Origin of the sequence: Streptomyces sp. Y20 (assembly GCF_043195475.1) — a bacterium.
Taxonomy (GTDB): Bacteria; Actinomycetota; Actinomycetes; order Streptomycetales; family Streptomycetaceae; genus Streptomyces.
In genome coordinates, this window is sequence record NZ_JBIDDP010000008.1 from 207,523 (window position 1) to 232,205 (window position 24,683).

26 protein-coding genes, 2 tRNA genes and 3 pseudogenes are annotated in these 24,683 nt (G+C 66.8%); 12 read left to right on the top strand and 19 right to left on the bottom strand.

Going from position 1 to position 24,683, the window contains the following annotated elements:
* Positions 1 to 82: 82 nt before the first annotated feature.
* Positions 83 to 1,360 (top strand): M6 family metalloprotease domain-containing protein, encoded by a 1,278-nt coding sequence (locus ACGFT1_RS21855; protein ID WP_373910610.1) that lies wholly within the window; start codon positions 83 to 85, stop codon positions 1,358 to 1,360.
* A gap of 264 nt (positions 1,361 to 1,624) precedes the next feature.
* Here the strand turns inward: ACGFT1_RS21855 and ACGFT1_RS21860 are convergent, their stop codons facing one another.
* Complete coding sequence (locus tag ACGFT1_RS21860) at positions 1,625 to 2,875, bottom strand: M23 family metallopeptidase (RefSeq protein WP_373910611.1); 1,251 nt, start codon at positions 2,873 to 2,875, stop codon at positions 1,625 to 1,627.
* The gene (locus tag ACGFT1_RS21865) at positions 2,868 to 3,383 is read right to left on the bottom strand and encodes a hypothetical protein (RefSeq protein WP_373910612.1); all 516 of its coding nucleotides are present in this window, start codon (positions 3,381 to 3,383) and stop codon (positions 2,868 to 2,870) included. The genes ACGFT1_RS21860 and ACGFT1_RS21865 overlap by 8 nt, the downstream gene beginning before the upstream one ends.
* On the opposite strand from ACGFT1_RS21865, the gene ACGFT1_RS21870 reads away from it, so the two are divergent.
* Positions 3,358 to 3,807, top strand: a complete 450-nt coding sequence (locus ACGFT1_RS21870) for a hypothetical protein (RefSeq protein ID WP_373910613.1) — start codon at positions 3,358 to 3,360, stop codon at positions 3,805 to 3,807. The genes ACGFT1_RS21865 and ACGFT1_RS21870 overlap by 26 nt on opposite strands.
* Before the next feature lie 210 nt (positions 3,808 to 4,017).
* Positions 4,018 to 4,090 (top strand) — tRNA-Arg (locus ACGFT1_RS21875).
* Between the two features lie 81 nt (positions 4,091 to 4,171).
* Here the strand turns inward: ACGFT1_RS21875 and ACGFT1_RS21880 are convergent.
* The 10 genes from ACGFT1_RS21880 to ACGFT1_RS21925 form a co-directional block, all read right to left on the bottom strand.
* A complete protein-coding gene (locus ACGFT1_RS21880) occupies positions 4,172 to 5,329 on the bottom strand; it encodes a tyrosine-type recombinase/integrase (protein WP_373910614.1) in 1,158 nt (385 codons plus the stop codon).
* A complete protein-coding gene (locus ACGFT1_RS21885) occupies positions 5,329 to 5,541 on the bottom strand; it encodes a helix-turn-helix domain-containing protein (protein ID WP_373910615.1) in 213 nt (70 codons plus the stop codon). The genes ACGFT1_RS21880 and ACGFT1_RS21885 overlap by 1 nt, the downstream gene beginning before the upstream one ends.
* Complete coding sequence (locus ACGFT1_RS21890; protein WP_373910616.1) at positions 5,534 to 6,829, bottom strand: replication initiator; 1,296 nt, start codon at positions 6,827 to 6,829, stop codon at positions 5,534 to 5,536. The genes ACGFT1_RS21885 and ACGFT1_RS21890 overlap by 8 nt, the downstream gene beginning before the upstream one ends.
* A gap of 154 nt (positions 6,830 to 6,983) precedes the next feature.
* Positions 6,984 to 7,229: a SpdD protein gene (locus ACGFT1_RS21895; protein ID WP_373910617.1), complete on the bottom strand. Its 246-nt coding sequence runs from the start codon at positions 7,227 to 7,229 to the stop codon at positions 6,984 to 6,986.
* 25 nt (positions 7,230 to 7,254) lie between these two features.
* The gene (locus tag ACGFT1_RS21900) at positions 7,255 to 7,449 is read right to left on the bottom strand and encodes a hypothetical protein (RefSeq protein WP_094054604.1); all 195 of its coding nucleotides are present in this window, start codon (positions 7,447 to 7,449) and stop codon (positions 7,255 to 7,257) included.
* A 15-nt stretch (positions 7,450 to 7,464) separates the two neighbouring features.
* On the bottom strand, positions 7,465 to 7,656 hold the full coding sequence (locus ACGFT1_RS21905) for a mobile element transfer protein (RefSeq protein ID WP_373910618.1): 192 nt from the start codon (positions 7,654 to 7,656) through the stop codon (positions 7,465 to 7,467).
* A gap of 13 nt (positions 7,657 to 7,669) precedes the next feature.
* Complete coding sequence (locus tag ACGFT1_RS21910) at positions 7,670 to 8,317, bottom strand: DUF2637 domain-containing protein (protein WP_373910619.1); 648 nt, start codon at positions 8,315 to 8,317, stop codon at positions 7,670 to 7,672.
* Positions 8,318 to 8,405: 88 nt separating this feature from the next.
* Complete coding sequence (locus tag ACGFT1_RS21915) at positions 8,406 to 9,782, bottom strand: FtsK/SpoIIIE domain-containing protein (protein ID WP_373910620.1); 1,377 nt, start codon at positions 9,780 to 9,782, stop codon at positions 8,406 to 8,408.
* Positions 9,782 to 10,123, bottom strand: a complete 342-nt coding sequence (locus tag ACGFT1_RS21920) for a hypothetical protein (RefSeq protein ID WP_373910621.1) — start codon at positions 10,121 to 10,123, stop codon at positions 9,782 to 9,784. Before ACGFT1_RS21920 ends, ACGFT1_RS21915 begins: the two co-directional genes overlap by 1 nt.
* Before the next feature lie 170 nt (positions 10,124 to 10,293).
* Entirely contained in the window at positions 10,294 to 11,079 is a 786-nt protein-coding gene (locus ACGFT1_RS21925) for a GntR family transcriptional regulator (protein WP_373910622.1), read from the bottom strand.
* A 107-nt stretch (positions 11,080 to 11,186) separates the two neighbouring features.
* Here ACGFT1_RS21925 and ACGFT1_RS21930 point away from each other — a divergent pair, with 107 nt between their 5' ends.
* Genes ACGFT1_RS21930 through ACGFT1_RS21945 form a run of 4 tightly spaced genes read left to right on the top strand, consistent with a single transcriptional unit; the run spans position 11,187 to position 12,787 of the window.
* Positions 11,187 to 11,594, top strand: a complete 408-nt coding sequence (locus tag ACGFT1_RS21930; protein WP_121788297.1) for an NUDIX hydrolase — start codon at positions 11,187 to 11,189, stop codon at positions 11,592 to 11,594.
* A 46-nt stretch (positions 11,595 to 11,640) separates the two neighbouring features.
* Positions 11,641 to 12,072, top strand: coding sequence for an ATP-binding protein (locus ACGFT1_RS21935; protein ID WP_373910623.1), 432 nt, complete (start codon positions 11,641 to 11,643; stop codon positions 12,070 to 12,072).
* The gene (locus ACGFT1_RS21940) at positions 12,066 to 12,413 is read left to right on the top strand and encodes a hypothetical protein (RefSeq protein WP_373910624.1); all 348 of its coding nucleotides are present in this window, start codon (positions 12,066 to 12,068) and stop codon (positions 12,411 to 12,413) included. Before ACGFT1_RS21935 ends, ACGFT1_RS21940 begins: the two co-directional genes overlap by 7 nt.
* Positions 12,410 to 12,787, top strand: a complete 378-nt coding sequence (locus tag ACGFT1_RS21945; protein WP_373910625.1) for a hypothetical protein — start codon at positions 12,410 to 12,412, stop codon at positions 12,785 to 12,787. Before ACGFT1_RS21940 ends, ACGFT1_RS21945 begins: the two co-directional genes overlap by 4 nt.
* Positions 12,788 to 13,169: 382 nt before the next feature.
* Here the strand turns inward: ACGFT1_RS21945 and ACGFT1_RS21950 are convergent, their stop codons facing one another.
* The 3 genes and pseudogenes from ACGFT1_RS21950 to ACGFT1_RS21960 all read right to left on the bottom strand — a co-directional run bounded on the left by ACGFT1_RS21950 (position 13,170) and on the right by ACGFT1_RS21960 (position 17,623).
* The gene (locus ACGFT1_RS21950; RefSeq protein ID WP_373910754.1) at positions 13,170 to 16,205 is read right to left on the bottom strand and encodes a WD40 repeat domain-containing protein; all 3,036 of its coding nucleotides are present in this window, start codon (positions 16,203 to 16,205) and stop codon (positions 13,170 to 13,172) included.
* Between the two features lie 597 nt (positions 16,206 to 16,802).
* Positions 16,803 to 17,318, bottom strand: a pseudogene (locus ACGFT1_RS21955) (serine protease); the annotation flags it as partial.
* Positions 17,319 to 17,329: 11 nt separating this feature from the next.
* On the bottom strand, positions 17,330 to 17,623 hold the full coding sequence (locus ACGFT1_RS21960; RefSeq protein WP_373910626.1) for a CU044_2847 family protein: 294 nt from the start codon (positions 17,621 to 17,623) through the stop codon (positions 17,330 to 17,332).
* 295 nt (positions 17,624 to 17,918) lie between these two features.
* On the opposite strand from ACGFT1_RS21960, the gene ACGFT1_RS21965 reads away from it, so the two are divergent.
* A tRNA-OTHER gene (locus tag ACGFT1_RS21965) sits at positions 17,919 to 17,991 on the top strand.
* Between the two features lie 81 nt (positions 17,992 to 18,072).
* On the opposite strand, the pseudogene ACGFT1_RS21970 reads toward ACGFT1_RS21965, so the two are convergent.
* Positions 18,073 to 18,297, bottom strand: a pseudogene (locus tag ACGFT1_RS21970) (tyrosine-type recombinase/integrase); the annotation flags it as partial.
* Positions 18,298 to 18,352: 55 nt separating this feature from the next.
* Between ACGFT1_RS21970 and ACGFT1_RS21975 the strand changes: the two are divergent.
* Positions 18,353 to 18,817, top strand: a complete 465-nt coding sequence (locus ACGFT1_RS21975; protein WP_373910627.1) for a hypothetical protein — start codon at positions 18,353 to 18,355, stop codon at positions 18,815 to 18,817.
* Between the two features lie 496 nt (positions 18,818 to 19,313).
* Here the strand turns inward: ACGFT1_RS21975 and ACGFT1_RS21980 are convergent, their stop codons facing one another.
* The 3 genes from ACGFT1_RS21980 to ACGFT1_RS21990 are packed head-to-tail and all read right to left on the bottom strand — an operon-like array spanning position 19,314 to position 21,750.
* A complete protein-coding gene (locus tag ACGFT1_RS21980) occupies positions 19,314 to 20,033 on the bottom strand; it encodes a hypothetical protein (protein WP_373910628.1) in 720 nt (239 codons plus the stop codon).
* 26 nt (positions 20,034 to 20,059) lie between these two features.
* Positions 20,060 to 21,400 carry a hypothetical protein gene (locus ACGFT1_RS21985; protein WP_373910629.1) on the bottom strand — a complete coding sequence of 447 codons (1,341 nt, stop codon included), beginning with the start codon at positions 21,398 to 21,400 and terminating at the stop codon, positions 20,060 to 20,062.
* Positions 21,397 to 21,750 carry a hypothetical protein gene (locus ACGFT1_RS21990; protein WP_373910630.1) on the bottom strand — a complete coding sequence of 118 codons (354 nt, stop codon included), beginning with the start codon at positions 21,748 to 21,750 and terminating at the stop codon, positions 21,397 to 21,399. The genes ACGFT1_RS21985 and ACGFT1_RS21990 overlap by 4 nt, the downstream gene beginning before the upstream one ends.
* A gap of 443 nt (positions 21,751 to 22,193) precedes the next feature.
* Between ACGFT1_RS21990 and ACGFT1_RS21995 the strand changes: the two genes are divergently transcribed.
* The 3 genes and pseudogenes from ACGFT1_RS21995 to ACGFT1_RS22005 all read left to right on the top strand — a co-directional run.
* Positions 22,194 to 22,418 carry a cold-shock protein gene (locus ACGFT1_RS21995; protein WP_373910631.1) on the top strand — a complete coding sequence of 75 codons (225 nt, stop codon included), beginning with the start codon at positions 22,194 to 22,196 and terminating at the stop codon, positions 22,416 to 22,418.
* Positions 22,419 to 23,113: 695 nt separating this feature from the next.
* Positions 23,114 to 24,355: a SpoIIE family protein phosphatase gene (locus tag ACGFT1_RS22000; RefSeq protein WP_373910632.1), complete on the top strand. Its 1,242-nt coding sequence runs from the start codon at positions 23,114 to 23,116 to the stop codon at positions 24,353 to 24,355.
* 50 nt (positions 24,356 to 24,405) lie between these two features.
* A pseudogene (locus ACGFT1_RS22005) lies at positions 24,406 to 24,516 on the top strand (Uma2 family endonuclease); the annotation flags it as partial.
* Positions 24,517 to 24,683 lie beyond the last annotated feature (167 nt).

Consider the following 24,683-nt stretch of genomic DNA (forward strand, 5'->3'; position numbering starts at 1 on the left):
GCGCCCGGCCTCCCCCCGCCCCAGGGTGATCGCAAGGGTGCAGCCGGATACCGGCGGCTGCCGTGGAGCGAAAGGTCCATGTATGCAGCCGCAGCCGCCCCGCCGCCGCATACGCCCGCGCCGTGTGGCCGCCCTCGCCGTGGTGACCGTGCTGACCCTCGCGGTCAGCACCTCGGCGGGGAGCGGACATCTGACGGCGCCCACCACCGCCGGGCCGGCCGCCCTGGCCCGCTCCTCCGCGCTGCTGCCGTGCATGGTCCACGGCGGCCGGGAGGTGCAGATGACCGAAGGCCTGCCCACCCCGCCCGGCTACTCCCGCTCCACCGGCACGGTGCACGCCCTCACCCTGATGATCGACTTTCCCGACGCACCCGGTCAGGGCAGCGCCATGGACCGCTTCCACGAGTTCTTCCCGCAGACCCAGGAATGGTTCCGCACCGCCTCGTACGGCCGTCTCGACTACCGCCCCGAAACTCCTGTCACCAGCTGGCTGCGGATGCCGAAGACCTTCCGGGACTACGGCATAGAGCGCGGCGCCCCTTTCGACCCCGGCTACCGGCGCCTGGTGCAGGACATCGTGGCCGTCGCCGATCCCACGGTCGACTTCCGCGACTACGACCTGCTGAACGTGCTCGTCGCCCCCAACGCCGGCCCCTCCGCACTGGACACCGTGCTGTCCGTGACCTTCGCCGGGAACACGGACGCCCCGGTCGCCGACGGCGTCCACATCGCCAACGCGTCCTTCGTCTACTCCCGCCAGGACGACGGCTCCGGCTCCTACGCCCGCACCGGCTTCCGGGTGCTGCCGCACGAGAACGCCCACACCTTCGGGCTGCCCGACCTCTACACCCAGGAGGGCGGGGGCGCGGTCGGGCACTGGGACATCATGAGCGAGGACTGGGGCGCCGACAACGACCTGCTCGGCTGGCACAAGTGGAAACTGGGCTGGCTGGACGGCGACCAGGTCGACTGCGCGGCGGCGCGGGGCAGCGTCGAGTACACCCTGTCACCGCTGTACAAGGTGGGCGGCGGCAAGCTGATCCTCGTGCCCGTCACCGCCCGCAGCGCCTACGCACTCGAGATACGCGCACAGGGCGGCAACGACGAGATGGTGTGCCGCCCGGGCCTGCTGATCTACAAGATCGACGCCACGGTCGACACCGGCCGCGGCCCCGTCACCGTCTACGACAGCCACCGCTCCAGCGGCGGCTGCACCCGCAGCCCCAACGTCCACGCGGAACTCTCCGACGCCCCCTTCACCCCCGGCGAGAGCTTCAAGGACCCGCGCCACGGGATAACGGTGCGGGTGATGAGCAAGGACGACGAAGGGAACTACCGGGTGCGGATAACGCGGGCGTGAGAGGGACCCGGGGAAGACGGGCCGGCCGGACCTGAGGGCCGCACCGGTACGGGCAGGCGGGACCCAGGGGAGCAGACCGAGCGTGGCAAGAACGGCGCCTGCCGGACCGACCGAGGTCCTCGAGTACCTACATGAGGGTATGGAGAGTTACGGGTGCGGACCTTCTGGTGTGGGGGCGCCGGGTGGCGCGCGGGGCAGGGCGAGGCGGCACGGTACGGGTGTCTCGCCGTCCCGGGCCGGTAGCCGCTGAAATGAACGGGGTGCCTACGTGCGGACGGTCCGGCCTCGGCACAGCGGGCCAGAGATGCCCTCGAACTTTAGGTCGAGGCCGAGGCCGTCGCGTTCGGCGTGGATGTGCAGATGCGGCTCACTGCTGTTGCCGGAGTTGCCGACCTCGCCGAGCACCTGACCGGCGCGCACGGTGTCGCCTTCGGCCACGGTCACGCTGCCCGGACGCAGGTGTGCCAGCTTGAGGATCTCGGCGCCGGTGTCGATCCACACGTGGTTGCCGTAGGTGGGCTGGAGGCGGATCGTGCCCGGCTCCTGGTCCGCGAGGCGACCGACGGCGGAGACGACCGTCCCGTCGCAAGGTGCGTGCACAGGCTGCCCGTACACGAGGTAGCTTTCGTTCTTCGCCTGTACGCCCTCACTCCGGGCTCGGCGACGCGTCCGCCCGCCGAGAGGCCCGATCTGGATGACATCCAGGGCGCCGCGCTGCGCAGGGACGACCACGTGATGGTTCATACTGCGTCCACCGCCCTGCACCACACACCAGCTGCCGCCCCGTAGGGGAAAGACGAGGGGCCGGGAGACGGCCGTCCCCCAGCGGTGGCGCCGTGCCCGTATCAGGAACCAGCCGAGAAGGGCCACCATGACGGCCCCCACGACGAGCTCCGGGGCGTCCCCGCTCGATGTGGGCAGCCCCGGCAGCCGCCAGGCGGAGGCGAGGGCAGCGAGCGCGCCGGCCTCCAGCGGCCCGCGCACCCACCACGGCAGCTCGGCGGGAGCGCACCACCCCTCGATGAACAGGTACCCGGCCATTACGAAGAGCAGCCGACCGCACCAGGCCATCCTGGAGGGAGCCTCCCAGCATGCGTCGATGCGCAGGATGAGCAGCAGGGCGAGCACAATCCACCCCGGAGCCGAGCGGGCGCCGAGGGGAATACGCAGACGTGGGGGACGGTGTTCGCCAGGGGCGAGCAGGAGCCCGTCGAGTTCATGGCCGTCCTTGGTGGTGGCGAAGGCGAGGGCACGCCCCCGAGTGCCCTCGATCACCAGTCCGTCCGGACTGTCACGCACTTCCGTGACATCGCCGACGCGTTCAAGGGTGCTGTCCACGATTTGGTGGAACCGCTCCAGGCCGACAGCGGTGACGACGCGCGGTGCCAGACGTCCCCGGTCGGCGGGCTCGGCAGTGAGGAACCGGTACAAGGCGTCCGCAGCGGCATGCTCCGAGCCGGCGTCCGGCCCCGATTCGTGACGGGAGTCCGCCGGGTCTCCGGTCCTGTCACGCATCGACCATTCCCTCCTGGCCGGCCGGTACGGCCGTCATCGCAGCGGAGGACATGCCGCTCGCGGGCGACAGTGACCAAGTGGTGGTGCCCACAAGGGCGTTGTTCATCAGATGCGTGTACGTCGCCGACGTCTCGAAGCCGGTGACCCGGCTGATGTAATACATGGCCACGCCGTCCTGCCACACCTTTCCGGTGATTTTCCAGTAGCCGGCGGCGAAGTACAGCACCGCGGCCTGGAAGACGATCAGGAAGGCGCCCAGGTTGTGTAGCACGGTGGAGACGGTCGGCTGTTCCTGTGCGCGCATCTGTGCGCGCCGCCGCTCAGCACCAGATGCGAAGTAGGCGTTGGAGACGGTGAAAAACATGAACAAGATGACGATCTGGGCGAGATTGTCGCCACCTTCCAGGACGTCCTGGTTGCGGTTGTGCAGGGACCACATCATCACCGCCTGCGCCAGCGTGAGCAGTCGGCCACCGAAGATCATGAACGCCAGCGCAATCACGATCACGGCATGGAAGACGATCTCGAACCAGATCGTGGAATGGCCCCACAGGAAGATCGAGAACCCGAAGTGTCACATCCTGGAACCTCCTTGCCGCCACGGGGCCCATATCCAACGCGTCGCCGGCGCCACCACGAGCCGTGCCGGTGACCGCCCGGCCGGCGAAAGCGACGAGGAACGCGGATTCCACCGCGCCGAGCACCTCCAGCAGATCCCTGAATACACCCGCACCCACCAGCTCGCCTACCGATACCGCAGCGACGCCGAGTCGGGCCACTCCCAGCTCGACGCCTCACTGTGGAACGGGCGCCTGATCGGCTACGGCGTCGAGGCCCACACGCTCCTCACCCTCGGTTTCGTCCTCGCCCAGAACTCGACGAGCCGGGCCCTCCACGAAGAGCGGTCACCCTTGCTGAGCCCCACCGCCTGAGCACCACCACCGCCGGCCCCCCAACACCAGCGCCCGCCCGAGCCCCGATCCGGTACCCTGTGGATCGAGCGTCTCGGCGGGCGCTGCGGCATGTCAACAGGCCCAGCCTGTCCACGCCGCAGCGGTCGCCTCCAGGACACTCAGGGCTTGACACCCAGACCTGGCCACGGACACCTCACCGAGTTCCGTGCAAGGTTTCGATCAAGCCACGCCTTCGTAGCTCAGGGGATAGAGCACCGCTCTCCTAAAGCGGGTGTCGCAGGTTCGAATCCTGCCGGGGGCACAGCCAGAAGGGCCAGCTCAGGAGGGGTTTCCTCCCAGGCTGGCCCTTCGGCGTTATAGGGGTCGTGCCACACGCGTGCCACTACGAGCCCGCAGAGTCCTTCTCGGCGGGCCCGCAGGCCACTCCCCCGCCGCCCCGGATCATGGCCCCGAGCCGATCGGCGATGGCCCGGTCACGATCGCTGGTCATGTGCTGATAGATCAGCGCGGCCCGCGAGCTGCTGTGGCCCATGCGGGTCATCAGCTCCCGTGTGCTGGCCCCTGCGGTCGAGGCCAGGGTGTTGCCCGTGTGGCGCAGATCGTGGAAGTGCAGCTCGGCCGTGATACCCGCAGCCTTCCGAGCCTTGACCCAGTCGTCCCGGTAGTTGCTCCGCCGCAGTTGCCCACCCTGCGGCCCGACGAAGACATGCCCGTCGCGGCCGGGAGCGGCGAAGCGCTCCAGGTGGTACGTGACCGCGTCCAGCAGCTCGGCCGGGAAGGAAACGGAGCGCATCCCGGCCGCGGACTTCGGCGCCTTGTCGAAGAGCCGGCCGTCCTGCAACTCGGCCTGAGCGCGGCGCACGGTGACGGTCAGGCCTTCCAGGTCGATGTCCCGGCGCCGCAGGGCCGCCAGCTCCCCGAACCGCAGAGTGGTGAAGGCCGCCAGGAGCACGAGCAGCCGGTAACGCGGAGCGATGGAGTCGGTGAGGGCGAAAACCTCCGCGACGGTGAGGACCGGTCGCTCGGGCACGTCATAGCGGTCCGCGCCCTTGATGCGGCACGGGTTGCGCCGGATCAGCTCGTCGTCCACGGCAGTGTTCATCAGGGCACGCAGCAACTGGTACGCCTTCACGACCGACGGCTCGCCCACGCCGGCCGCCAGGAGCTTGCCGCGCCAACTCCGCACGCGGGCGGTCGTCACGTCGGCCACCGTTCCGGCCCCGAGGGTGGGCAGGATGTGCAGCCGCATCACCGACTCGTTCCGCTCACGGGTACGGTCGGCGAGCTTCCGGTCTCGCAGCCATGCGGTGGCGTACTCGGCGAAGTTCGCCACCGCGGCGTCCGGGTCCGACCACTGCCCGCGCGCGATGTCCGACTCGATGTGCGTCAGGGCGACCTGGGCGTCGGTCTTGGTGGCGTACGTCTTCTCAGCGGGGCGCAGTTGCCCAGTCTCCGGGTCTCGGTAGCGGACCTGCCAACGGCCGGACGGAAGCTGTCGGACGGAACCGAAGTCCCGGCGCTTCCCCTTCTTGTTGGCCATCAGGCAGCCCTCCGCAGCGAGCCTCGCCGGTGACCGATCGGCTGCACCGTATTGGCGTCGATGAAGGCGTTCAGTGCGCTCTCCGGGATACGGACGTGCCGACCGACCTTGACGAACACGATGCGTCGCTCGGCGATCAGGCGGCGCGGGAAGCGCTCCGTGGTGCCGAGGAGTTCGGCCACCTGCGCCACGGTCAGGTAGCGGTCAGCCATGGGTGGGTTCTCCTTCCGTTCCGGGAGCGGGTTCGAGGGTTCCGGCGAGCCAGGCTTCGGCGTCGGTGAGGCCGGTTCCGGCGTAGATCCAGTGCGCGAGGACGAGGGTGGTGTCCCGGTCGGTCTCGGTCGCTTCCAGGGCCTGTGCGCGACGCCATTCGGCGCGGGCGCCGCGGAGGGCGCCGAGGGTGGTGGAGTAGCGGCGGGACTTGGTGGAGAAGTGGCCGCGGAAGCCGAGCATGTGGGCCCAGGCCCGCAGCCGGAGGGGTTCGAGGTCCTTGCGCGCGCCGAGGGTCCAGGCGGTGCGGACGAGCTGGCGGGCGTGGTCGCTGATGTCGAGCTGGGCGAGTTCGGCGAGGAACTTCAGCGGCCGGTCGAGAGCACCCGTGGCGGTCTCGGCGCCCTTGGTGGCGTACTTGGCGATGTACGCGGCGACGGCCCGCTCGGTCAGCTCCTGGCCGCCGTCGAAGTCGGCCGAGCGGATAGTCCGCACGTCAAGCTGACGACCGAAGGCGAAGGCGTGCGCCCGGCCGTCGATGACCGGGCCGTCCACGCGGGCAGCGATGGCGGCGGCCCGGATGGCGTCGGTCAGCAGCTCGGCGGTGGCCCAGGCGGGAGGCGGGGTGTCACCGCCCTCGGGGCCGTCGATGCGGACGACGGCGTGAAAGTGGACGGCCCCTCGCTTCTGGTACTCGGCCACCTTGGCGAAGGACACCCGGGCGTACTCGCGGAAAGCCCGCTGGGTGAGGCCGGCGCGCTTGGCGACCTCCCGGCGCAGGTAGATGGAGAAGCGCCGCCACAGCGGGCCCGCGTGCGCGTTCCAGAGCACGGCCGCTTCGTAGTCGTAGCGGTCCGGGTCGAGCGGAGTGCCCAGGGCCGGGTCGTCTTGGTCGTGGAGGGCGCCACAGCGACAGCGGCGGACCGAACCGGGCGGGGCGGTGGGCCGGTTGTGGACCGGGCCGAAGCTGGGCGCGGTGAAGGTGGCGAAGACGCGTGGGTGGGCGGCGACGCGTTCGGGGATGCCCTTGCCGCCGCGCAGTCCGGAGGTGATCAGGTGGAAGGTGTCGCGGCGGTACACCTCGGCGCAGGCCGCGCACCGGGTCGTGCGGCGGTTGTTGCAGCGGACCAGGAGGTGACCGGCCGGGAGGCTGGAGGAGTCGAGGTGGTGGAGGACGTTGCCGATCTCTCCGGTGCGGGTGTTCACGTCGTACTCGGTGCGGTGGCCGTCGAGGCGGATCGGGTGCGTGCAGCCCCCGAGGCCGGCGAGTTGGCGCAGTAGCGCGGGCATGGTGCCGAGGGCAGCCAGTTCGCCGAGTTCGTGGAGCCCAGGCGGAGTGGCGCGGGCGATGATGGCTTTCTCCTTCTGGTTCGGCTGGAGGGAGACAGCCCCCGGGGCGGCGGATGCTTGGCGGTATCGAGGCCGCCCCGGGGGGTTCAGTGCGTCAGCGGCGGTGCTGGTCTCGCAACAGGGAGCGCAGGACCACGGTGGCGACGGCCACGGAGACGGCCGTGACGGCGACGGCGGCCAGGAGCGCGGTCAGCACGACACCGCCGACCAGGACAGCCGCGACCGCTCCGGTGCTTACGGAGATCTGAGGGACGGGACGTCGGACGGGAGCCGGGTCGGCCACGGTGTGCGTATACGCGGGCGGCGGCGTCGGGCTGTCGGGGTACTTGGGCAAGAACACGGCGAAGCTCTCCTTACCTACTCGTCTAGTCATGTGAGCCGTTGACGATGTCCACGCCGGAGCGCGTGCCGGACTCGATGGCCGGGGCCATGAACGTGTGCGAGAGCCAGAACCCGAAGAGGGCGATCAGGACGACGATCCACGTGCGGACGCCGAGGAATTTGACCGCTCCCCAGGCGAAGAAGCCGAGGACGGCGACGAGCGGGAGGCTGACGGTCACGGTTTCCGGGTCCTTTCAGCGGACGGGGCAGTGGTGGGTACGGGCGGCCAGTTCGGCGGCGGCGCGGCTGTCGTAGTCGGCGGAGAAGCCGCAGCGCGGCGCCGTGCAGGCGGCGGTGTGCTTCTCCCGGCCGCGACCGTCGTGGGACGTGCCGACCTGGACGGGGCCGATGCGGGTGACGGAGCGGAAGCGGCGGTTGGCGCTCACGTGGGGTCTCCTTTCAGAGCTGGGCGGCGATGGCGTCGGCCATGGGCGGCGGGACGCCGAGGCGGGCGCGCAGGGTCGGGGTGTCGATGGCTGTTCCGGTACGGGCGTGGTGTTCGGCGGCGACCTTGCGGGCGTGTGCGACCAGAGCGGCCGGGACAGCGACGGGAACGGGGGTCGGTAGTGGCTCGACTGCCGGTGTCACCGGGGGCTCCGGTGCGGGGCCAGGCGCGTCCTCCTCGGCCTGGATGTCCTCGACCTTCTCCGGGTCCACGTCGTCACTGGTCTCGTCGTCCGTGGTCGGCGACGAGTGGACGAGGAGGGTTCCGCCGAGGAAGGCGACCGCGGGCCAGCCCGCGACGAGGATGCGAAGCCAGGCCGGCACCTGGTCCAGGTCGAGCAGCCCGGCGGTGGCGACGTTCGCACCCAGGGACGCGGCGAGTGCGATCAGGAACCAGCACCACCCAGCCGCTTTGGCCTCGCCGGACCGCAGTCGGCGCCAGGCGGCGACGAGCAGCAGGTCGACCGAGACGGGGTAGGCCCACGCCTTCCACCCGTCATGTCCGGCCGCCGTGGCGACGTCGTGCAGGTGGGCGAAGGACAGCGCGGCGGCGATGACCGCTTGGACGAGCACCGCGTCGACGCGGGCCAGGTGGGCGCGCATGCTGCGGCTCCTTCCGGGGTCGGGCATGGGAGGGGTAGGGACATGGCGTGAGGCGGTCACGCCGACCGGGGGCAAGGGCGGGTGCGGGTCAGTCGGTCACCGGTCGGGGCCGCACGACCGGGCTCGGTGTCTCGACGGGCCGCACGGGAACGTGAGGCCGGAAGCGGTTGAGCGCGGGCAGTTCGGGGACCAGGTGGGCCGATTCGCGACAGGTTTCGGCCGCGTCGCTGAGGGAGAGGTGCGGCGTGCGGATGCGGGACCAGCCGCCGGAGGTGTCACCGGCCACGGCGAGGCCGGGCCGTTCGGGTGCGATGGCACAGGCGGCGGAGACAGCCTCGGGGGCGATGTCGCCCAGTGCCATCTTGGCGGAGGCTTCGTCGTTGACGCGGTGGCAGACGCGGCCGGTCAACTGGGCCCGCAGCATGGTCGCGCCCTTGCCCAGCTCGGCGCCGAAGCGCTGCCCGCAGACCTCCAGATAGATGCCGGCGGCCCGACCGAGCTGAGCAAGCCGGATGAGCTGTGTGACCATCTCGTCCCGCCGCTCCTCATCCTTCTTCGTGGCGACGAGGAACAGCTCGGCGACCTCGTCGACGAACAGCACCACGGGGACCGGGCGTTCATGCTCGGGCAGGCCCCAGATGTCGGAGGTGATCTCCTCGTCCGGCGTGCTCGGCTCGATGCCCTGCCGGGACTTGATCAGGTCGTACCGGGCCTCCATTTCCTTGACGAGCACGGGCAGGAGTTCGGTGGCCTCGTCCGGGTCGGTGGCGAGCGCCGACAGCCGCGGAGCGAAAGGCGCCAGTTCCACGCCCCGCTTGCAGTCGATGCCCACCAGGGCGACGGGCTGACGGGCGAGCCCGGCGACCAAGTGCCGCAGGTACATGGACTTGCCGGACAACGTGGCGCCAAGCGTGAGCTGGTGCGGCACGGTGCGGTAGTCGCGTACGAAGGGAGTGGCGTCCTCCCGCAGTGCGACCGGCACCCGGAGAAGCCCCCAGGGCAGCTTTCGCGGCATGCGGACCCGCCGCAGCACGTCGAAGCCGATGAGCCGCAGGTCGACCACGCCCGGCTTGACCGTGGTCACGTAGACGGCATGGACGCCCCAGGCGTGCCGCAGCCGTTCGGCGGAGGCGGCCACGTCGGCGGGTTCCTGCCCCGGGGCGAGCCGCAGACGGACGCGCAGCCCCGTCGTGGTCGGCCTGATGACTCCCCGACGCGGCGGTACGGGCCGGACCTCGCGGCGAGTGGTGGCCTTGACCGCCAGGACCCGCAGCCTGGAGGGAGCCACGGTGAGGCCGCACGCCTCCATCACGGAGCCGTAGGAACTGAGCAGCCGGACCGTGGACACCGGTAAGCCGACCGTGGACCAGTAGACGCCGGGGTGTCGCGCCCGGGCGTAGGCGGCCCCACCACCGAGTGCGGCGACGGGACCACCCACCTCCAGGAGCGTTGCCAGTTCGGTCATCAGGCCGTGGCCCCCACAGCGGCCGGGAAGGCGGCCGAAGTGACGGCGGCGGCCCGGAAGGCGATGCCGTGGCGCTGCTGCCCGTTGAACACGCTCTCCCACGGCCGGGCGACCAGGCCCGGCAACGAGACCGGGGCACCGAGGGCGAGCCCTCCCGACACCCCGCTCTCCGGAACGGTCACCTTGATCAGGGACGACTCCCCCTCCTCGATGTACACGACGCCGATCGTCATCAGCGCCTCACCGCTGACGGCGTCCTTCGCGATCTCGCCCGACTGCCGGTCGCGGACCTTGGGCTCAGGCGCCTCGGTCAGCAGGATCGTCGCGGCCGAGGTCTCCACACGGATGGTGCGTAAGGCTTCTTCCTATCTACTCGTCTAGACAAGATGCATCTTTCGAACCCGACTTCGCCAGGAACGGGAACCACCTTGCCACACGACTTGCCCACTCGTCTAAACGAGTATGCGTGTCGAGGCGTACGAGTCCGAGAAGTGGCCTCGCGCACCGCCGGTCAGGTCGCCGGAAGTTGGTAGGAGAGGACGTACGCGTCCGCCGCCATCACCGTGTCGCAGACCTCCACGGCCCGCCCTGCGGTGTCGAAGGCGGTACGGATCAGGTGGATCACCGGCACACCGGAAGCCAGTTGCAGCGTCTTCACCTCGGACGGCGAGGGCATCCGGGCCCGGATCTCCTCCTCGAAGTGGTCGAGCTGGTGGCCCAGCTCCTCCAGGCGGGCGTAGATGCCGCCGGGGCCAGGATTGGGCTCGGCGATCTGCGTACCGCGGGCGATGTCGAGCGGAAGGTAGGAGGTGGCGAACTCGACCGGCCGGCCGTCGAGCAGGTACCGGCGACGCCGGGCGAGTACGCGCCGCACGGAACCGAGCCGGGCAGAGATGTCCTGGCTGGCCTTCTCCTCCTCGACCTCCAGGCTGTCCACCTTCGGGTGACCGCCGGCGGCGTCGGCCTCCACGATGAACGCGGACTTCCCCTGCTCACGGTGGCGCCGGGCGAACCGGTCGGAGGCGAGCCGACGCACCGGAGGCCGGGGACGGACGAAGACGCCCTTGCCGTGCTCGGCGTGCACCAGGCCCTCACCCTGGAGGATCGAGAAGGAGTTCCGGACCGTCATGCGGGAAACCCCGTAGTGCTCGACCAGCTCAGCCTCGGAGGGCAGCTTCTCCCCCTCCTTGAATCGCCCACGGTCGATGGCTTCACGCAGTTGATCGGCGATCTGCCGGAAGACCGCACGATCACTGGTCGGGTCGAGGCCGCCGAGAATGCTCGGTAGGGACGCCATGCGTACTCCTTTAGGTATCTAGACGAGTGGGCGAGTCTTGTTGCTACGGTGGAGAGCCTAGTCAGCCGAGAGGGCCGAGGAACGTGAGCACTGAACGCCCGCACTCCGTGAGCGTCGCCGGGGTCATCGTCGATGACCAAGGCCGGGCCCTCCTGATCAAGCGCCGCGACAACGGTAAGTGGGAGCCCCCGGGCGGAGTCCTCGAACGCGAGGAAACCATCCCCGAAGCCCTTCAGCGCGAGGTCCTCGAAGAAACCGGCATCAAGATCGCACTTCCCGCGACCCTGACCGGCATCTACAAGAACATGACGGGCTTGATCGTCTCCCTCGTCTTCCGCTGCCAGGCGGCCGACGGCACTCCGACCACCGGGGATGAGACCCGCGCACTGCATTGGGCCACCCGCGAAGAAGTCATCGAACTTGCCGACGAGGCGTACGCGGTCCGCGTCCTTGACGCACTCGACGCGGCGTCCCCGCCGGCCATTCGCGCCCACGACGGCGTGAAACTCGTCTAGTCCGAACCCGCTGCACATGGCGGCCTACCAGCACGAAGGAACTTGTATGCACGAGTATACGAGTACAGCCCGGGTCTGGGGACTGTCTTGCCCAGGTTTCCCGGAAGAGGTCAGCCGGGCCCGCCGCTGGACGCGCGACATCCTGCGCGGCTCCCCTCTGGCCGACGACGCCGAGCTGATCGTGAGCGAGCTGAGCACCAACGCGATCCTTCACACGGCCAGCGGCATGCGGCCGGGCAGCTTCCACCTGGCACTCGCGGTCTCGTCGCAGGCGGTCGCCCTGTCGGTCACCGACGAGGGAAGCACCGGTACGGCGCCGAAGGTCGAGCACCGGGACGAGCGGGCCGAGCACGGCCGGGGCCTGAGCATGGTCAGCGCAATCGCTCACCGAGTCGTCGTCCACGACAGTCCCGGCGGGTACACCATCACCGCGGAACTCTTCCCCCAGGCCGGGCCAGCGGGAGGGCACCCATGCTGATGCCCGCTCTTCCCGTACCGCCGAGGACGGACAGAAGCCCCCTCCTCTGCCAGTGCCGAGCCGCCGCCTACCCGCTGGACGAGGTCCGTTCCATCCCGTTGGGATCACACGACGCCACGAGCCCACGCCTGGCGCTGCGCTGGTTACGAGAGCGCACGCGGGACATCACCGACCAGCTCGACGTGCCGTACGCACAGCCGGGCCTGCACTGGCTGACGGACGAAGCCGAACACGAACGCGCCCTGGCCTACATGACCAGCGGCACGGGCTACCAACTCACCCTCCACGACGAGAGCACCCGTTACGTGTTGCTGGCCTACCCGGTGGGAGTGAAGTCATGAACGGGACCACCCGCGGATACTGGTGCGAATGCTGGACCGAGGATGCCGCCGGCGCGGAAGCGCCGAGGCGCCTGGCGTCGTTCGATGCGTACTCGGCACCTCAGGCAGACCGATGGGTCGCTATCGCGCTTCGCGCCATCTCGCCGGCACTTGACTCCGACGCATCAGACGAGGCATGGGCGTGGCTGCACGATGAGCGCGCGGAGACGCGGAGGGCTCTCCTACGCTCCGAACCGTGCGCAGTGACCATCACGCATGCCAGCGTCCACATCACCTGGACGATCCGGCCGGCCCTCTTCCTGCCCCTCGCACACCGACAGGGCGTTGAACTGCCAGCGTGCGCCCATACCTTCACGCCCCACCGCACAGACTGAGTTACAACTTTCTCTACTGGTTCAAGGCGGCTCGCTCCGCTCCCCGCGCGCGGCCCGGCCCCCGGCCGGGCCTGCGCTCCTGTCTCCGCCCCGCTCCAGCCCGGCCGGCGCCCGTGCCGCGCGCACAGCAACCAGCCACTTGGCGTCAGAGAAGAGCTACGTCGTGGCTGAGGCCGGTCGGCTCCACGGCTTTAGCCACCTCCCCGGTCCGGGTCCCGCGCCGAGCAAGACCAGGGGGCCACTCGTGCACATTGCGGGCAGGTCCAAAGCCTGCCCGAGTTGCCAACCAGCGTACGGCCCCCTGATCATGCTCGACCCCAGACCGGGCAGGCCACCGGCCAAACCCGTTCCGCCTCGTTCGACGAACGATTGCGATACAAGCTCATTGGGCTATTTTTGGCGCCTGCCAATTGATCGCCAGCGACAGCACACCAGCACTCGATCCAATCACCAGAGACTTTCCAACTTGGGCGACTGAAGTGACGGGGTGATACACCGGCACTTCCAGCAACCGCCTACCCATCAAGGGATCCCAAAGACGCACCGTCCGATCGCCGCCTCCACTGGCCAGAATCAGCCTTCTGCCGGATCGAACTATAGCCAGGGCCGTAACTGAGCCAGTGTGCCCTTCAAGCGTTGCAACGGCTTTTCCACTGGCAGCATCCCATATGCGAATGATTGCATCTTCGCCACCCGTGGCGACAAATGAATTTTCGCCAACCCGGAATGTGGTCAGACACGAGACCCATCCCCTCCGCGCCGAGAATTTTCGAACGATCTCACCACTGATGGGATCGACCGTGATAAGCGAACCATTCGAGGAAGTATGCCCGGCGCAGGCGATAAGCGGATCCACGCCATTTACGACGTCACCGACGCCATAGACCTCATCATACCAGTCCTCGAATCTCAGCACGATCTCCCGTGAGACTGGATCCCAAACGAAGATAGTGCCGTGTTTATCTGCGCTTACCACAAGCGACCAATCGAAAATATCGATGGCGCTAATAGCGACCACCGGTCCCGTGTGCGACGTGAAGACAGGCTGAGGAGCATCCAGACCGAACGGGTCGCGCATCCTAACTATGCCATCGAATCCCCCCGTGATAATTGCCGGTCTCCCTGCAACCCGCTTGCCGAGAACCGACAACACATCTTGCGGATAATTTTGAACCAGTCGTGCAGTGTTTCCAGTCTTAACACTCCGCAATCGAATTGACCCGTTATATTCACAGGTCAGAACCGAAGGGCGAGAGGAGAGCATGAAGTTATGAACCGAGTAAACGCCATTCGACAACTCAGACAGGGTATGTCCGATCGCCGCCCTCGGGTCCCACAAGCGAACGGAATTATCTACCCCGCTGCTCGCCAGCATGATGCGTTGTCCCACCTGAATGCTGCAAAGGGCGAGGACGTCTTGAGTATGACCCTTCAGTTTTCGGATGATGCGGCCAGTTGACGCATCCCACAGGAAAATATCTTCGTCGCAGAAACCAGCAATTAGATCGCAATTTTGGTCACTTACGGCACAGAGGCCGCGAACGGACCTACCTGTAGTTTCTAGCTCGCGTATGACTTCTCCGGAACCCAACGCTCTGATGAAAACACCGTGCAACGAGGCGCTGACTAGGCACCGGACACCATCAACGACAACTTGCGCGATTGCGTTTACGTCCCCTTGGTCGAAGTAGTCATCGTTGACATCTCCGGAATCCGCGTGCCTCCAAGTCCGCGTCACGCTGCCCGAAACAGGGTCAACTAGGCTGACATCTCCCTCTTCTGAGCAGACAAGAAGTTCCCGCTTCCCCGTTGAGGCAGTGCAGATGGACTCAACCCAGTGCACGGAAGTGATCGTACGAAGATGGCGACCGGAAATGGGATCCCATATAGAAACTCGCCCACTGAAATGTGCCATTGCCAGGAGGTCGTCTTCTCCCACACGTACGCTGCAGAGTGCAAACGCATCGGTAAGTTCTTCTTCCTGGTCGTTTAGCACTCCGACCCTGATCCCCATTGTCGGCTCCCAGAGCCATACCTCGTTCACACTGGAATTGAACCTTCGAGAAGGTGCTTCGGTGGTGGCGCTGGCTAGGAGCGTGCGACCCCCCACCTGCAAACTGGAGAGAGCAATTACGCTCCCAGAGTGTCCCTCCAACACTCGGATAGTTTCTCCGCTTGAAGGGTCCGACAAACGAAGATTGCCGTTCTCACTACCGCTTGCCAGTAGCTGCCGGCCGCCGGCCTTCACTGCGCACAACGCACCGACGCCTCCTGTATGACCTTCGAGCGTAACCTCCTCAGATCGAGGCGCTACGGTAGTCCATTCAGCTCGATAAGGGGCGTCTGCTTTATACTCTTTAAAACTTTTCCCGAGTCGCTCCTGTAGCTCCGTCACGCTGAATAGCGAAACACGGGTCGCAGGATCCGCATTAATAGCCTCGGGCACTTTCCTAAGCAACTGAGCGCGGTGACGAGTATCCTTACTCGCGCTTCCGTCTGCTAGAGGAATTAGCCTTCTCAAATCTCCGTACAGAAGATACTCGTCATCGAGTAGCATCTCGTCCAAGATGCCGCCACGATGAGCATGATATGGAAGCGACCTAAGCAAGTATGGTGGGCAATCCTGCCAGCGAGCAGACCTTCCTTCAGCCATGAAGGATCTAGCTATTGCACGCTCATCTTCTTCCCGTGAAGACACTTCAGCTCGCCCGCTGATGAGAGCGTCATTTAGAGCTTGATGGAAGAGGCGGTACTGGCTCACCTCACCAACGCTGCTGGTTTCGATCAGGAAATTAGCTGCAGAAGATCGCGCGAAATGCTTCACCGCTGAGACTGTGAGGTCGGTACCCGATATAGCGGCTATCGCCGTCTTCCATAGATCCAGCGAAAAACCAGGCGCCTCGGCAAAAGCGAGTGCGGATAGCGCAATATCCGCTTTAACGTCACCGACATTGGGAAGTCGTTGAAGGTAATTCCGTAGAGCGGCTTCAACTGTTGGGGTAAACGACACATCCTGTGGGGCGATCGCGGCGGCATCGTACAACCCATGGGTACGAGCAACGAGCCCTGCGACAAGAAAGTTTCTTTCCGAGAGTTCAGCAATCCGAAGAGCGATAGGCCCGGCCACTTCTGCATCGAGATAAGGATTGGCTGGTCTTTCGTCGCCTAGGAGGCGCAGTGTGGCTTCAGCGTAAGCGGCGAGGTCCGCGCTTTCGAAAAATTCAGAACTGTCCAGATCGATGATTTCTGCCGCCGGCCCGAAGGTCGATAGCAGATTGCCCTCATCATCCCGTGGTCGGGTGGCGACAAGTACGCGAATGCCTACATCTGAGCAAGTTTCCACGAGAGGGAGGACGATCCTGGTGACTGTAAGCCGTGCTTGCTCAGTGCTCACGGTTTCGTCGAGGGCATCGATCACGACGGTGAAAGATTTTCCCGACCGAGAGGTCAGCGCCTTGTGTAGTGCTGCGGGTAGGTCATCTACTTGCATTGGAAGCGTAGCGGAAGCAGCCCGCGCGATCTCACAGGCAACGTCCAGGGCCGTCTTTCCCTTAGCATGCACAGCGCATGCCACCGAGCCGATAGGGGCCCGTACTCCATCGTCCTCGGAGGGAAGAGATGCTGCGATTGCCGCATCTGCTGTTGTTACGATTCGGCCCAGCACTGCTGACTTACCGACTCCCGGCGAACCGGTAACAACTAGAGCACGACGCTCATATCGCCCACCCATCCACTGAATAATTTTAGTCAGAGCAGTAGCGCGCCCACGGAACCGAAATCCGCGTTCCGTGTCTACGGTGACACCGCGTGCGCGTGGTTTCCAGTGTCTACCCGCTTCTGGATCATCTTCAAGCCTCCAGCCCCATGCCGCCAAGGCAGCTTCGCCGGCCGCTTCAATGCTCCATTCACTTAGGGTGCGAATTTTTTGATCGGGGAGGCAACGATCTGCCTGGGAAAGCGAAATAGCACAAGCATCACCACTGATTCCGTTCGCCTGTCCAACTATCCCGACTACAGCACTGTAATCAGGAGACCAGAGTGCAGCTCCGCTATAACCAGGGCGAACGGGGTATCGAGAATTTGTGTCGAGCCGGACCCAGCCATAGCTCAGCTCTTCACCGACTAGGCCGCATGCAGAGTTACCTATCCACTGCCCGTCAGGGAAGCCAAAGGACCACCAGTCACCACCGACCAAGTCGCCAGCACTGGGACATCTCAACCTGGCTGGAGCGTCTTCTGGGAGTGTCTCCTCCAGGTACAGGATCGCAACGTCATGAATCTGCGGTTGCGAGGGAGTTACGACTTCTCGGACCTGCAGCCGCCGAGGTCCCATGAACTCCGACTTGGGGAATGCGACCCAGATTTTATTCCCTTGCGCCACCAGAGGTTGCACGACATGAGCGCATGTTATGACGCGATCGATATCCGCAACGAATCCAGAACCAATTGGCCGCAAATCATCTTCTGATGTATGGATGGCTGCAACCCACGCGGCGGATTGCGGTCTAACCTCACGCTCGGACTCGGGCATGTCACGCAACCCTACGCTGCAGCGCCACTTCCGCCATCAGGTTTCCATGTCAACGTGACTTCAAAATTCGCATCAAGCGCGGTTTTCGCTACCAGCCAGTTCGTTGTGCCGTTTACTTTGACACCAAACTTGACTTGCACTTCGTCTGGCTTGGCTTCCGCCACCTTTTGAAGCACGGCCCGTGCCGCCTCTACAGCTGGACGAACTGCCTCCTGAACGCGACCGATGACTCCATCCGTACTTACCGGTTGGAAGTCGCTAGTCGGCTCAATCTCGAACCTTACGACTGTGTCGTCATCGAGCATGTATGTAGCTACTTGAGACGAACTCACCGCTGCTCCCCCCTACTTGGAAGCGCTCAGTCTAGTGGCTTGTCGCCTGATTGACTCTGGGTCCGCACTGCTCGGCGACCATGCGGGCGCCGGTGCGAGCCGCGGCCATCGGTGATCATTGTCGCGGCTGGCGGCGGGAGGATGGCACGGACCGGGCCTTGATGGCGCCAAACGGCGCGTGCCACAACCGTGCCAGATGCAGGGGTCAGCCGCGGTCAACGAGGGTGCGTCCGGTTGAGTTGTCGGCCGCCGCCCCAGGCACCGAAGCGCCAGGTCAGCAGCATGATCCGCCAGCCTCTCTCCTAAAGCGGGTGTCGCAGGTTCGAATCCTGCCGGGGGCACACAGGTCAGAGGGGGCACCTCCGGATTTCCGGAGGTGCCCCCTCTGCGTTGACATCCACGTCTGACATCAATGGCGACGGTCACTGACGACCGGGGCGCCTCCTGAGCAGCCGGTCCATGTGGCTCATGGCCTCGCGCTGCGTGTCCTGCACGACGTGCGTGTAGACGTCCATGGTGATGCTGATCTGCGAGTGCCCGAGGATCTCCATCACGACCCGGGGCGCGACCCCGGCCGCCGTGAGAAGCGTGGCTGTGCCGTGGCGAGCGTCGTGCAGCCGGACGACGCGGAGGCCGGCGGACTGGGCGCCGAAGTTGGGCCAGCGGCCCACCCATGGCGGCGAGACGTGATCAGCTTGAGGCGTGGAGTCCATCATCGCCAGCGCCATAGCCGTTCTCGGAACCCTGCTTGGGTCGGGGATCACCCTGGCGTTTCAGCAGCGCACCACCGACAGGAGCCATCAGTTCACGCGCCGCGAGAAGCTTCGGCAGGAGCGACTCGATGCCTACTCCGCCTACGCCGGCGCGTTGGTCAACTATCGCCGCTGCTTGGTCCATCTGTGGTTCTGTGAGCATGAGCAGCCACCACCGGAGGACCCCGACGCGGTGCGCATCCGCGCCTACGACTTGCGCTCCAGCGCCCAGGAGGCCCTGTTCCGGGTGCAGATGCTGACGGATGACGACCGGCTGAGCCGGACCGCGGAAGACGTGCTTGCGGACATCACGGAGCTGCCCAAGACGGACGCCAGGGCTGAGCTGGACGAGCTGAGAGCACGGACCCGTGACAACATCAGCCGACTCGTCGGCTCAGCGAAGCAGCACCTTTGAGGTACTTGCGCAGGCCCCTGAGCTGATTCCGAACGCCGACGGACCGCACCACAACCGCACCAGATCGAGCGGGGAACAGCGGGGAACCACGGTGACTGGGGCAGCACCCGTGGAGGCCCCGAGCGAACCGTTCATCCAGGTCAGCACGGAAACCGGCCCCAAAAGGCTCGCAGCTTCCCAAGCTGAGAGCGCGAGTTCGATTCTCGTCACCCGCTCCATGAAGAAGGCCCAGGTCGGAGACCGGGGCCTATTTGCTGTGCCGGGAGGGATCAGTGGCCGCGTGCCGGATCCGCACCGCAAACGCACTGCCGAGCCGAGCCGTGCGGGGTGTCTGTGACCCACGCAGGCACCATCGACACCAGTCGCGCCTGTCAGGGCCATGAGAATCGGACGCGCGGAGGGGCACGGACCTTCCTGAGGCGTGAACGCCTCAGCAGGGACGTTCGGTAACCCGGCCGTCATCATCGACGGTGACCGGACGAGACCGTGGGCGCCGCTACATCAGCCAGAGAGAGCTGCCTCCGGACTCGACCAGTTCTCTCAGAGCCCGGTCACCGGGATGCGCGGCGGCGAGTCGGTGGCCGGCGTCAACGGCCCACGCGGGTTCGGATGCGGCGAGGGCGTTGATGAACAGGGCGAGTTGTACGCCGAGGTCGAACTCAAGGTGACCGCCCGCCGCGAGGCGAGCGATGCCCCGGTCGACGACGGCAACGAGATCGCCCCGGCACGCCGAGACGATCTCCGGGTACAGCAGGTCGTTCGCACTGCGGTCGAGTTGGACCCGGTCGGCGATCCGGATCAGTGCCCGAGCCGCCTCGATGCGTTCGGCCGCGGTGCCTCGCTCGTCGACCATGTCGCGGCTGCGGCCCACCGCCTCTGCCAGGTGCGCGAACGTGTCGTCCTGGCTGTTGAAGCGGTCGTACGTCTGGCCTCTCCAAGCCAGGTCCTCGGGTGCACCGGCCGCCTCGACAACCGTCGCGTAGCCGATCGGATCCGCCCAGGAACAGAGCGCGCAGCAGGCGAGGAAGCGTGCGGCCGGATCGGCGCCTTCGTCGCGCAGGAGGGCCACCAGGCCCTCGGTGCGTTCCACGTAGCCGCCGTCGAGAGCATCGGCGATGACGTCGTCCGGCTCGGCGGGCAGGCCGTCGAAGTCCGTGAACAGGAGCTCCCTCAGCACAGGGTCCGGCTCCCAGCGGGCGGATGGGGCGTCGGGCACAGGGCACTCCTTTCCAAAAATCACGATCACGAGGTGGGGTAGGGGCCGGTGACGTATTCCTTCGGAACGACGCCGCTGATCAGCCATTCGCCGTCCCGGCGGGTGTTGAGCAGAGCCATCACCCTGTCGGTCACTTTACGTGACTTGCCCTTGCTCAGCCCGAGGCCGTCGACAAAGTCGGACACCTCATGGGGCTTGAGCGCGGACGGGACCTCGACACGTTGCCCAGCCGCCTTGTCGATCTCCTCGCCGATGGACTGTTGCACGCGTTGCGGAGGAAGGATTTCGACCCCGTGCACGTGCCCCGCGTCGATGTCCTTCTGAAGCCGCTGGTAGTCGAGGTGGATCTCCTCGCTCCCGTACACCTTGCCGGTGCCGTCCTGCGGAGCGAACGATGTGTATTGGCTGGATTCCTTGGCCGCCCTGTTCTTGCCGCCGAGCACGTGCTGCAGCGGGGTGATCTCACCATCCGGATCCGCCGGAACAACCCCGATGTCCGGATCGAAGCGAGACTTCTTCAGGCCGACCGGGTTGTGCGTGGCGCCGAAGTCGTCGTCTTGACGGATCAGGCGTAGTTCGTCCGGACTGAGGGAGTCGAGCTCGCTGGGAAGCACGGCCCCCGACCGGGAGAAGCCGGGCAGGCTGGCGAAGAAGTCACGCAGTCCCCCCGCGTCGGTTGCCGCTTTGATACTCCCGGCTCCGGCGCCGAACAGCCCGCCGAACACCATGCCCTGGAGACCGGCGTCACCCGCCTCGTCGAGGCTGAGGCCCTTGCTCTCGCCGAGAGCGATGGAAACAGGCTGGGTCACGGCCAGGTCGACAGTGACGGATTCGACGCCAGCGAAAGCTGCCGTGGCCAGGGTGGTGCCCGCGATGGTGGCGATCTCCTCGGTTACCGCGATGCCCAGGCCGGCGGCCAGGTCCGCGACAGTGACCGCGGCCGCCGCTGCCGCGCCCTCGGAGATGCCCGCGGTGAAGATGGCCAGGGCGGTGCCGGCGACGAGGGTGGCGCCGACGATCTCCAGCTCGTGTTCCAGCTTCTTCTTCGCACCGTGCACGGCGTCCGCGTACGCGTCCAGTGCCTTGGCCATATCGCGTGCGGCGTCGGCCAGGTCTTTCAGCCAGCCGTGCCCGTCATGGTAGTAGCGACGCCAGTACGGGTCTTCGAAGGCGGAGATGGCCTCGCCCTTGTTGTGCTCGATGATGGAGCGGGCTGCCTTGTCGGCGCCGGAGGTGACATCGTCGACGTCGTCGGCGAAGCCCCGCCACGCCTTGGCTGCATCTCGCAGCCCGCCCTCGTCGGCAGCCGGCCACCACATGCCCGTCAGGTCTTGGACGACCTTACGGGCCTTGTCAGCGACACTCACCTACCGTCGCCCTTGGTGTCGTGAGCTACACGGATCCGGCTGAACATGCCTCGGATCAATTCTTCGTTGTCGATGTGCCCGTCGGCCATGTCGACCATGGCCTCTCGGATGCTGGCCAGGCCGTCAGCCAGGATCTGGGTGGACTCCTCAATCTGCTTGACGTGAGGGCCGTACGCCTTGTGGAACTTCTCGCCCTGCTCGTCGTCACCCCAGGGAGAGCCGGCCGCGGCCAGCCCGTGCTTGAGCTTCGTGAGCGCCGCCGCGAGGGCAGCGCTCTCATCGTGAAAGTGAGGTGCTGCCGCCTTGAGGTCGGCGATCTTGATGTCGAGCACCTCGCCGCTGCCACCCATGACTTGACGTCTCCCCCTCCGTTGGCCGCCCGGGCATTCGATCCTAGTGAGAAGGCGCCCCTTCACGTCCGCGAGCTGCGCCAAGGCCGAGCAAAGGCATGTTTGGGGGCCGTGAGCTTTGTCACGGGTCAACGGCGCGAGAACTCGTCCGCGTGCACACGCGCAAAGAACCTGCCGAAGCCGGTCCTCTCACCGATGCGCTGAAAGGATCGGCACAGCATGTGCGGGCAGGAGCAGGACCTCACACGCTCTTACGTGGTCGTGCCCTTGGCGTGCCCTGCAGAACGGACGACTACCGTCAACAGCGGTGCCATCCCGCCCACACGAGAGCCTCACCGGATTGCATACGCCCATGTCAGGGACGGTCTGGCCGCCGAGACGCCGTCGCTTCCCAAGCTGAGGTGCCGGCGCGTCGACGCAGAGGAAGCCGTAGGGTTCCATCCATGGTGACTGCCACTGTCCGCGAGTGGAACGACGAGGAAGGGTGGGGCGTTCTCGACTCCCCCGATACCCCCGGCGGCTGCTTCGGCCATTACTCCGTCATCCAGGCGACCGGCTTCCGCACGCTGTCGCCCGGACAGCAGGTCGACCTCACCTGGGAAGCCCCTGGCTTCAAGCAGGACGGGTACGACTACCGCGCGGTGAGCATCGCGCCTCGGCCGGCTTGACATCCACAGCTGACATCAACGACGGCGTACGCCCACGGTCCCCAGCGGCCCGCTACGCCACCGCACCGTTTACCGCAGCACGCTGTAGCGCCCGGTTGATCGAACTCCTGAAGCGGGTGTCGCAGGTTCGAATCCTGCCGGGGGCACAAGGGAAAAGGCCCCGGACCGATCATGGTCCGGGGCCTTTGACATCCACGTTGCCATCACCGCGGGCGGTCACTCGCGACCGGGCCGTCTCTTGAGCAGCCGATCCGTGTGGCTGATGGCCTCGCGCCGCGGTGGCCGCGACGACAGCCTCCGGTGTTGCGGGCGGTGGCAAGGTCCCTGCCCGGGCTACGATCCGCAGCGCCTCAACAACCTCGTCGTCAGTCACCGGCTCAGCCTCTCAGCCCCGGTGGCCGTACGTGGCAGATGTGTGCCAGATCGTGCGGGGACCACGGGGAACGCCGGGGACCCAGTCGTCCGCCCACCGGGCACCGACACCGACCGGGATGTGGGTCCAGGGCACATGAGCCCGGGAAACGGCGTTGCATCCGCCACCAGCGCAGGTAGAACCTCAGTGCACCAAGCGATCTCGATCATGGCGTACGCCCGATGTGCGCCCGCCGCATCCCCGCTGACCGGAGCCCGCTCGGCGGGCGCGGAGGCCGGACCTTCCGTAGATTGAGGAGCGAGCGACTGGCGGTGGAATGCGTGTGACACCGAAGATCGACTACCCAGGGGTGTTCGCCGCCCTTCCGAGCCCGTGCCTGGTGCTCGGCACGGACCTGGTGATGGCCGACGCCAACCGCGCCTTCTGCGAAGTGACCGGACGACGCCACGCCGAGTTGCTCGGGCAGTACCTCTTCGACACCTTCCCGGACAACCCCGCCGACCCCGAGGCCGACGGGGTGGAGACGCTGAAAGCCTCACTCCACCGTGTCCTGTCCACCGGCCGGACCGATCACATGGCGTTGCAGAAGTACGACATCCCGGTCCCCGGCAACCCCCAGGTGTTCAAGGAGCGGTGGTGGACCGCGATCAACGTGCCCGTCCTCGGCCCGGACGGAAAGGTCGCCTGGATCATCCACCGGTCCGAAGACATGACCGGCGTCGTCCACGCTCGCCGCGCCCAGCACCAGCCCGCGGTCTCTCCCGGCCGGGAAGCGGCCATGGAAGCCGAGCTGTACGCCCGGGCGCGGCAACTGCAGCAGCTGAACGAGGAGCTGCGACAGGCCCACGCCCGTGAACGGCGCATCGCCGTCGCCCTCCAGGAAGCCATGCTCGACTCCCCTGACCTCGCTCGGCACCCGAATATCGCCGTCCGCTACCTGCCCGCGACCGGATCGCTGAACGTGTGCGGCGACTGGTACGACGCGGTCGACCTGCCCGGGAACCGCTTCACCGTCACGGTCGGCGACGTCGTCGGTCACGGGCTGATGGCCGCCACCGTCATGGGCAGGCTCCGCAGCGCACTGAGCGCCGCCACCCGCACCGTCCACGGCCCCGCCCAGGCACTGGAGGTCCTGGGCCTGTATGCCCGCTCCGTCGAGGGTGCGCTGGCCGCCACCGCCGTCCAGGTCCTCGTTGACTGCCACAGCCACCTGCTCATCTACAGCAGCGCCGGCCACCCCCCGCCCGTCCTGCTGCACCCGGACGGCTCCTGCGAGTTGCTCGACCAGGCTACCGACCCACCGCTGGGCGCCCGCCCCGACCACGTCCCCCGCCCCCAGACCAACCTGACCTACACTCCCGGCGACACCCTCGTCCTCTACACCGACGGCCTGATCGAACGCCGGGATGAGGACATCGACGCCGGCCTGACCCGCCTGACCTCCATCCTGGCCACCTGCACCGAGTTCGGCGCGGAACACCTCGCCGACGCCCTCCTCGCCCGCCTCGGCCTCGCCAGCGGCGCAGATGACGACATCGCCATAGTCGTCGTCCGTCTGGACTGAACGACGCGACCGTGCTGATCGGGAGGAAGTCGTCAATCGCTGGGCGTACAGGCTCGGAGACCACCGGCCGGATCGTGAAGGTTGACCAGTACGCCAAGGCAGGCATCGGCTTCTACCGGCGGATCGAGCAGGGCGCGACAGGCGTCCCTCTCGTGTACACGCCGTGGAGATCGACCTCGGCCGGGTCCGACCACGCGCTGCTCAGCAGCCGGCAGCGCGTGAGTGATGCATGAGCGATGCGTGAGCGGACTGCCCGATACGGGGTGGCAAGAGCCGGATCGAGTGGCTCGCCGAGCAGGCAGGATCGGCGGATGTGCGCCGGGGCCCG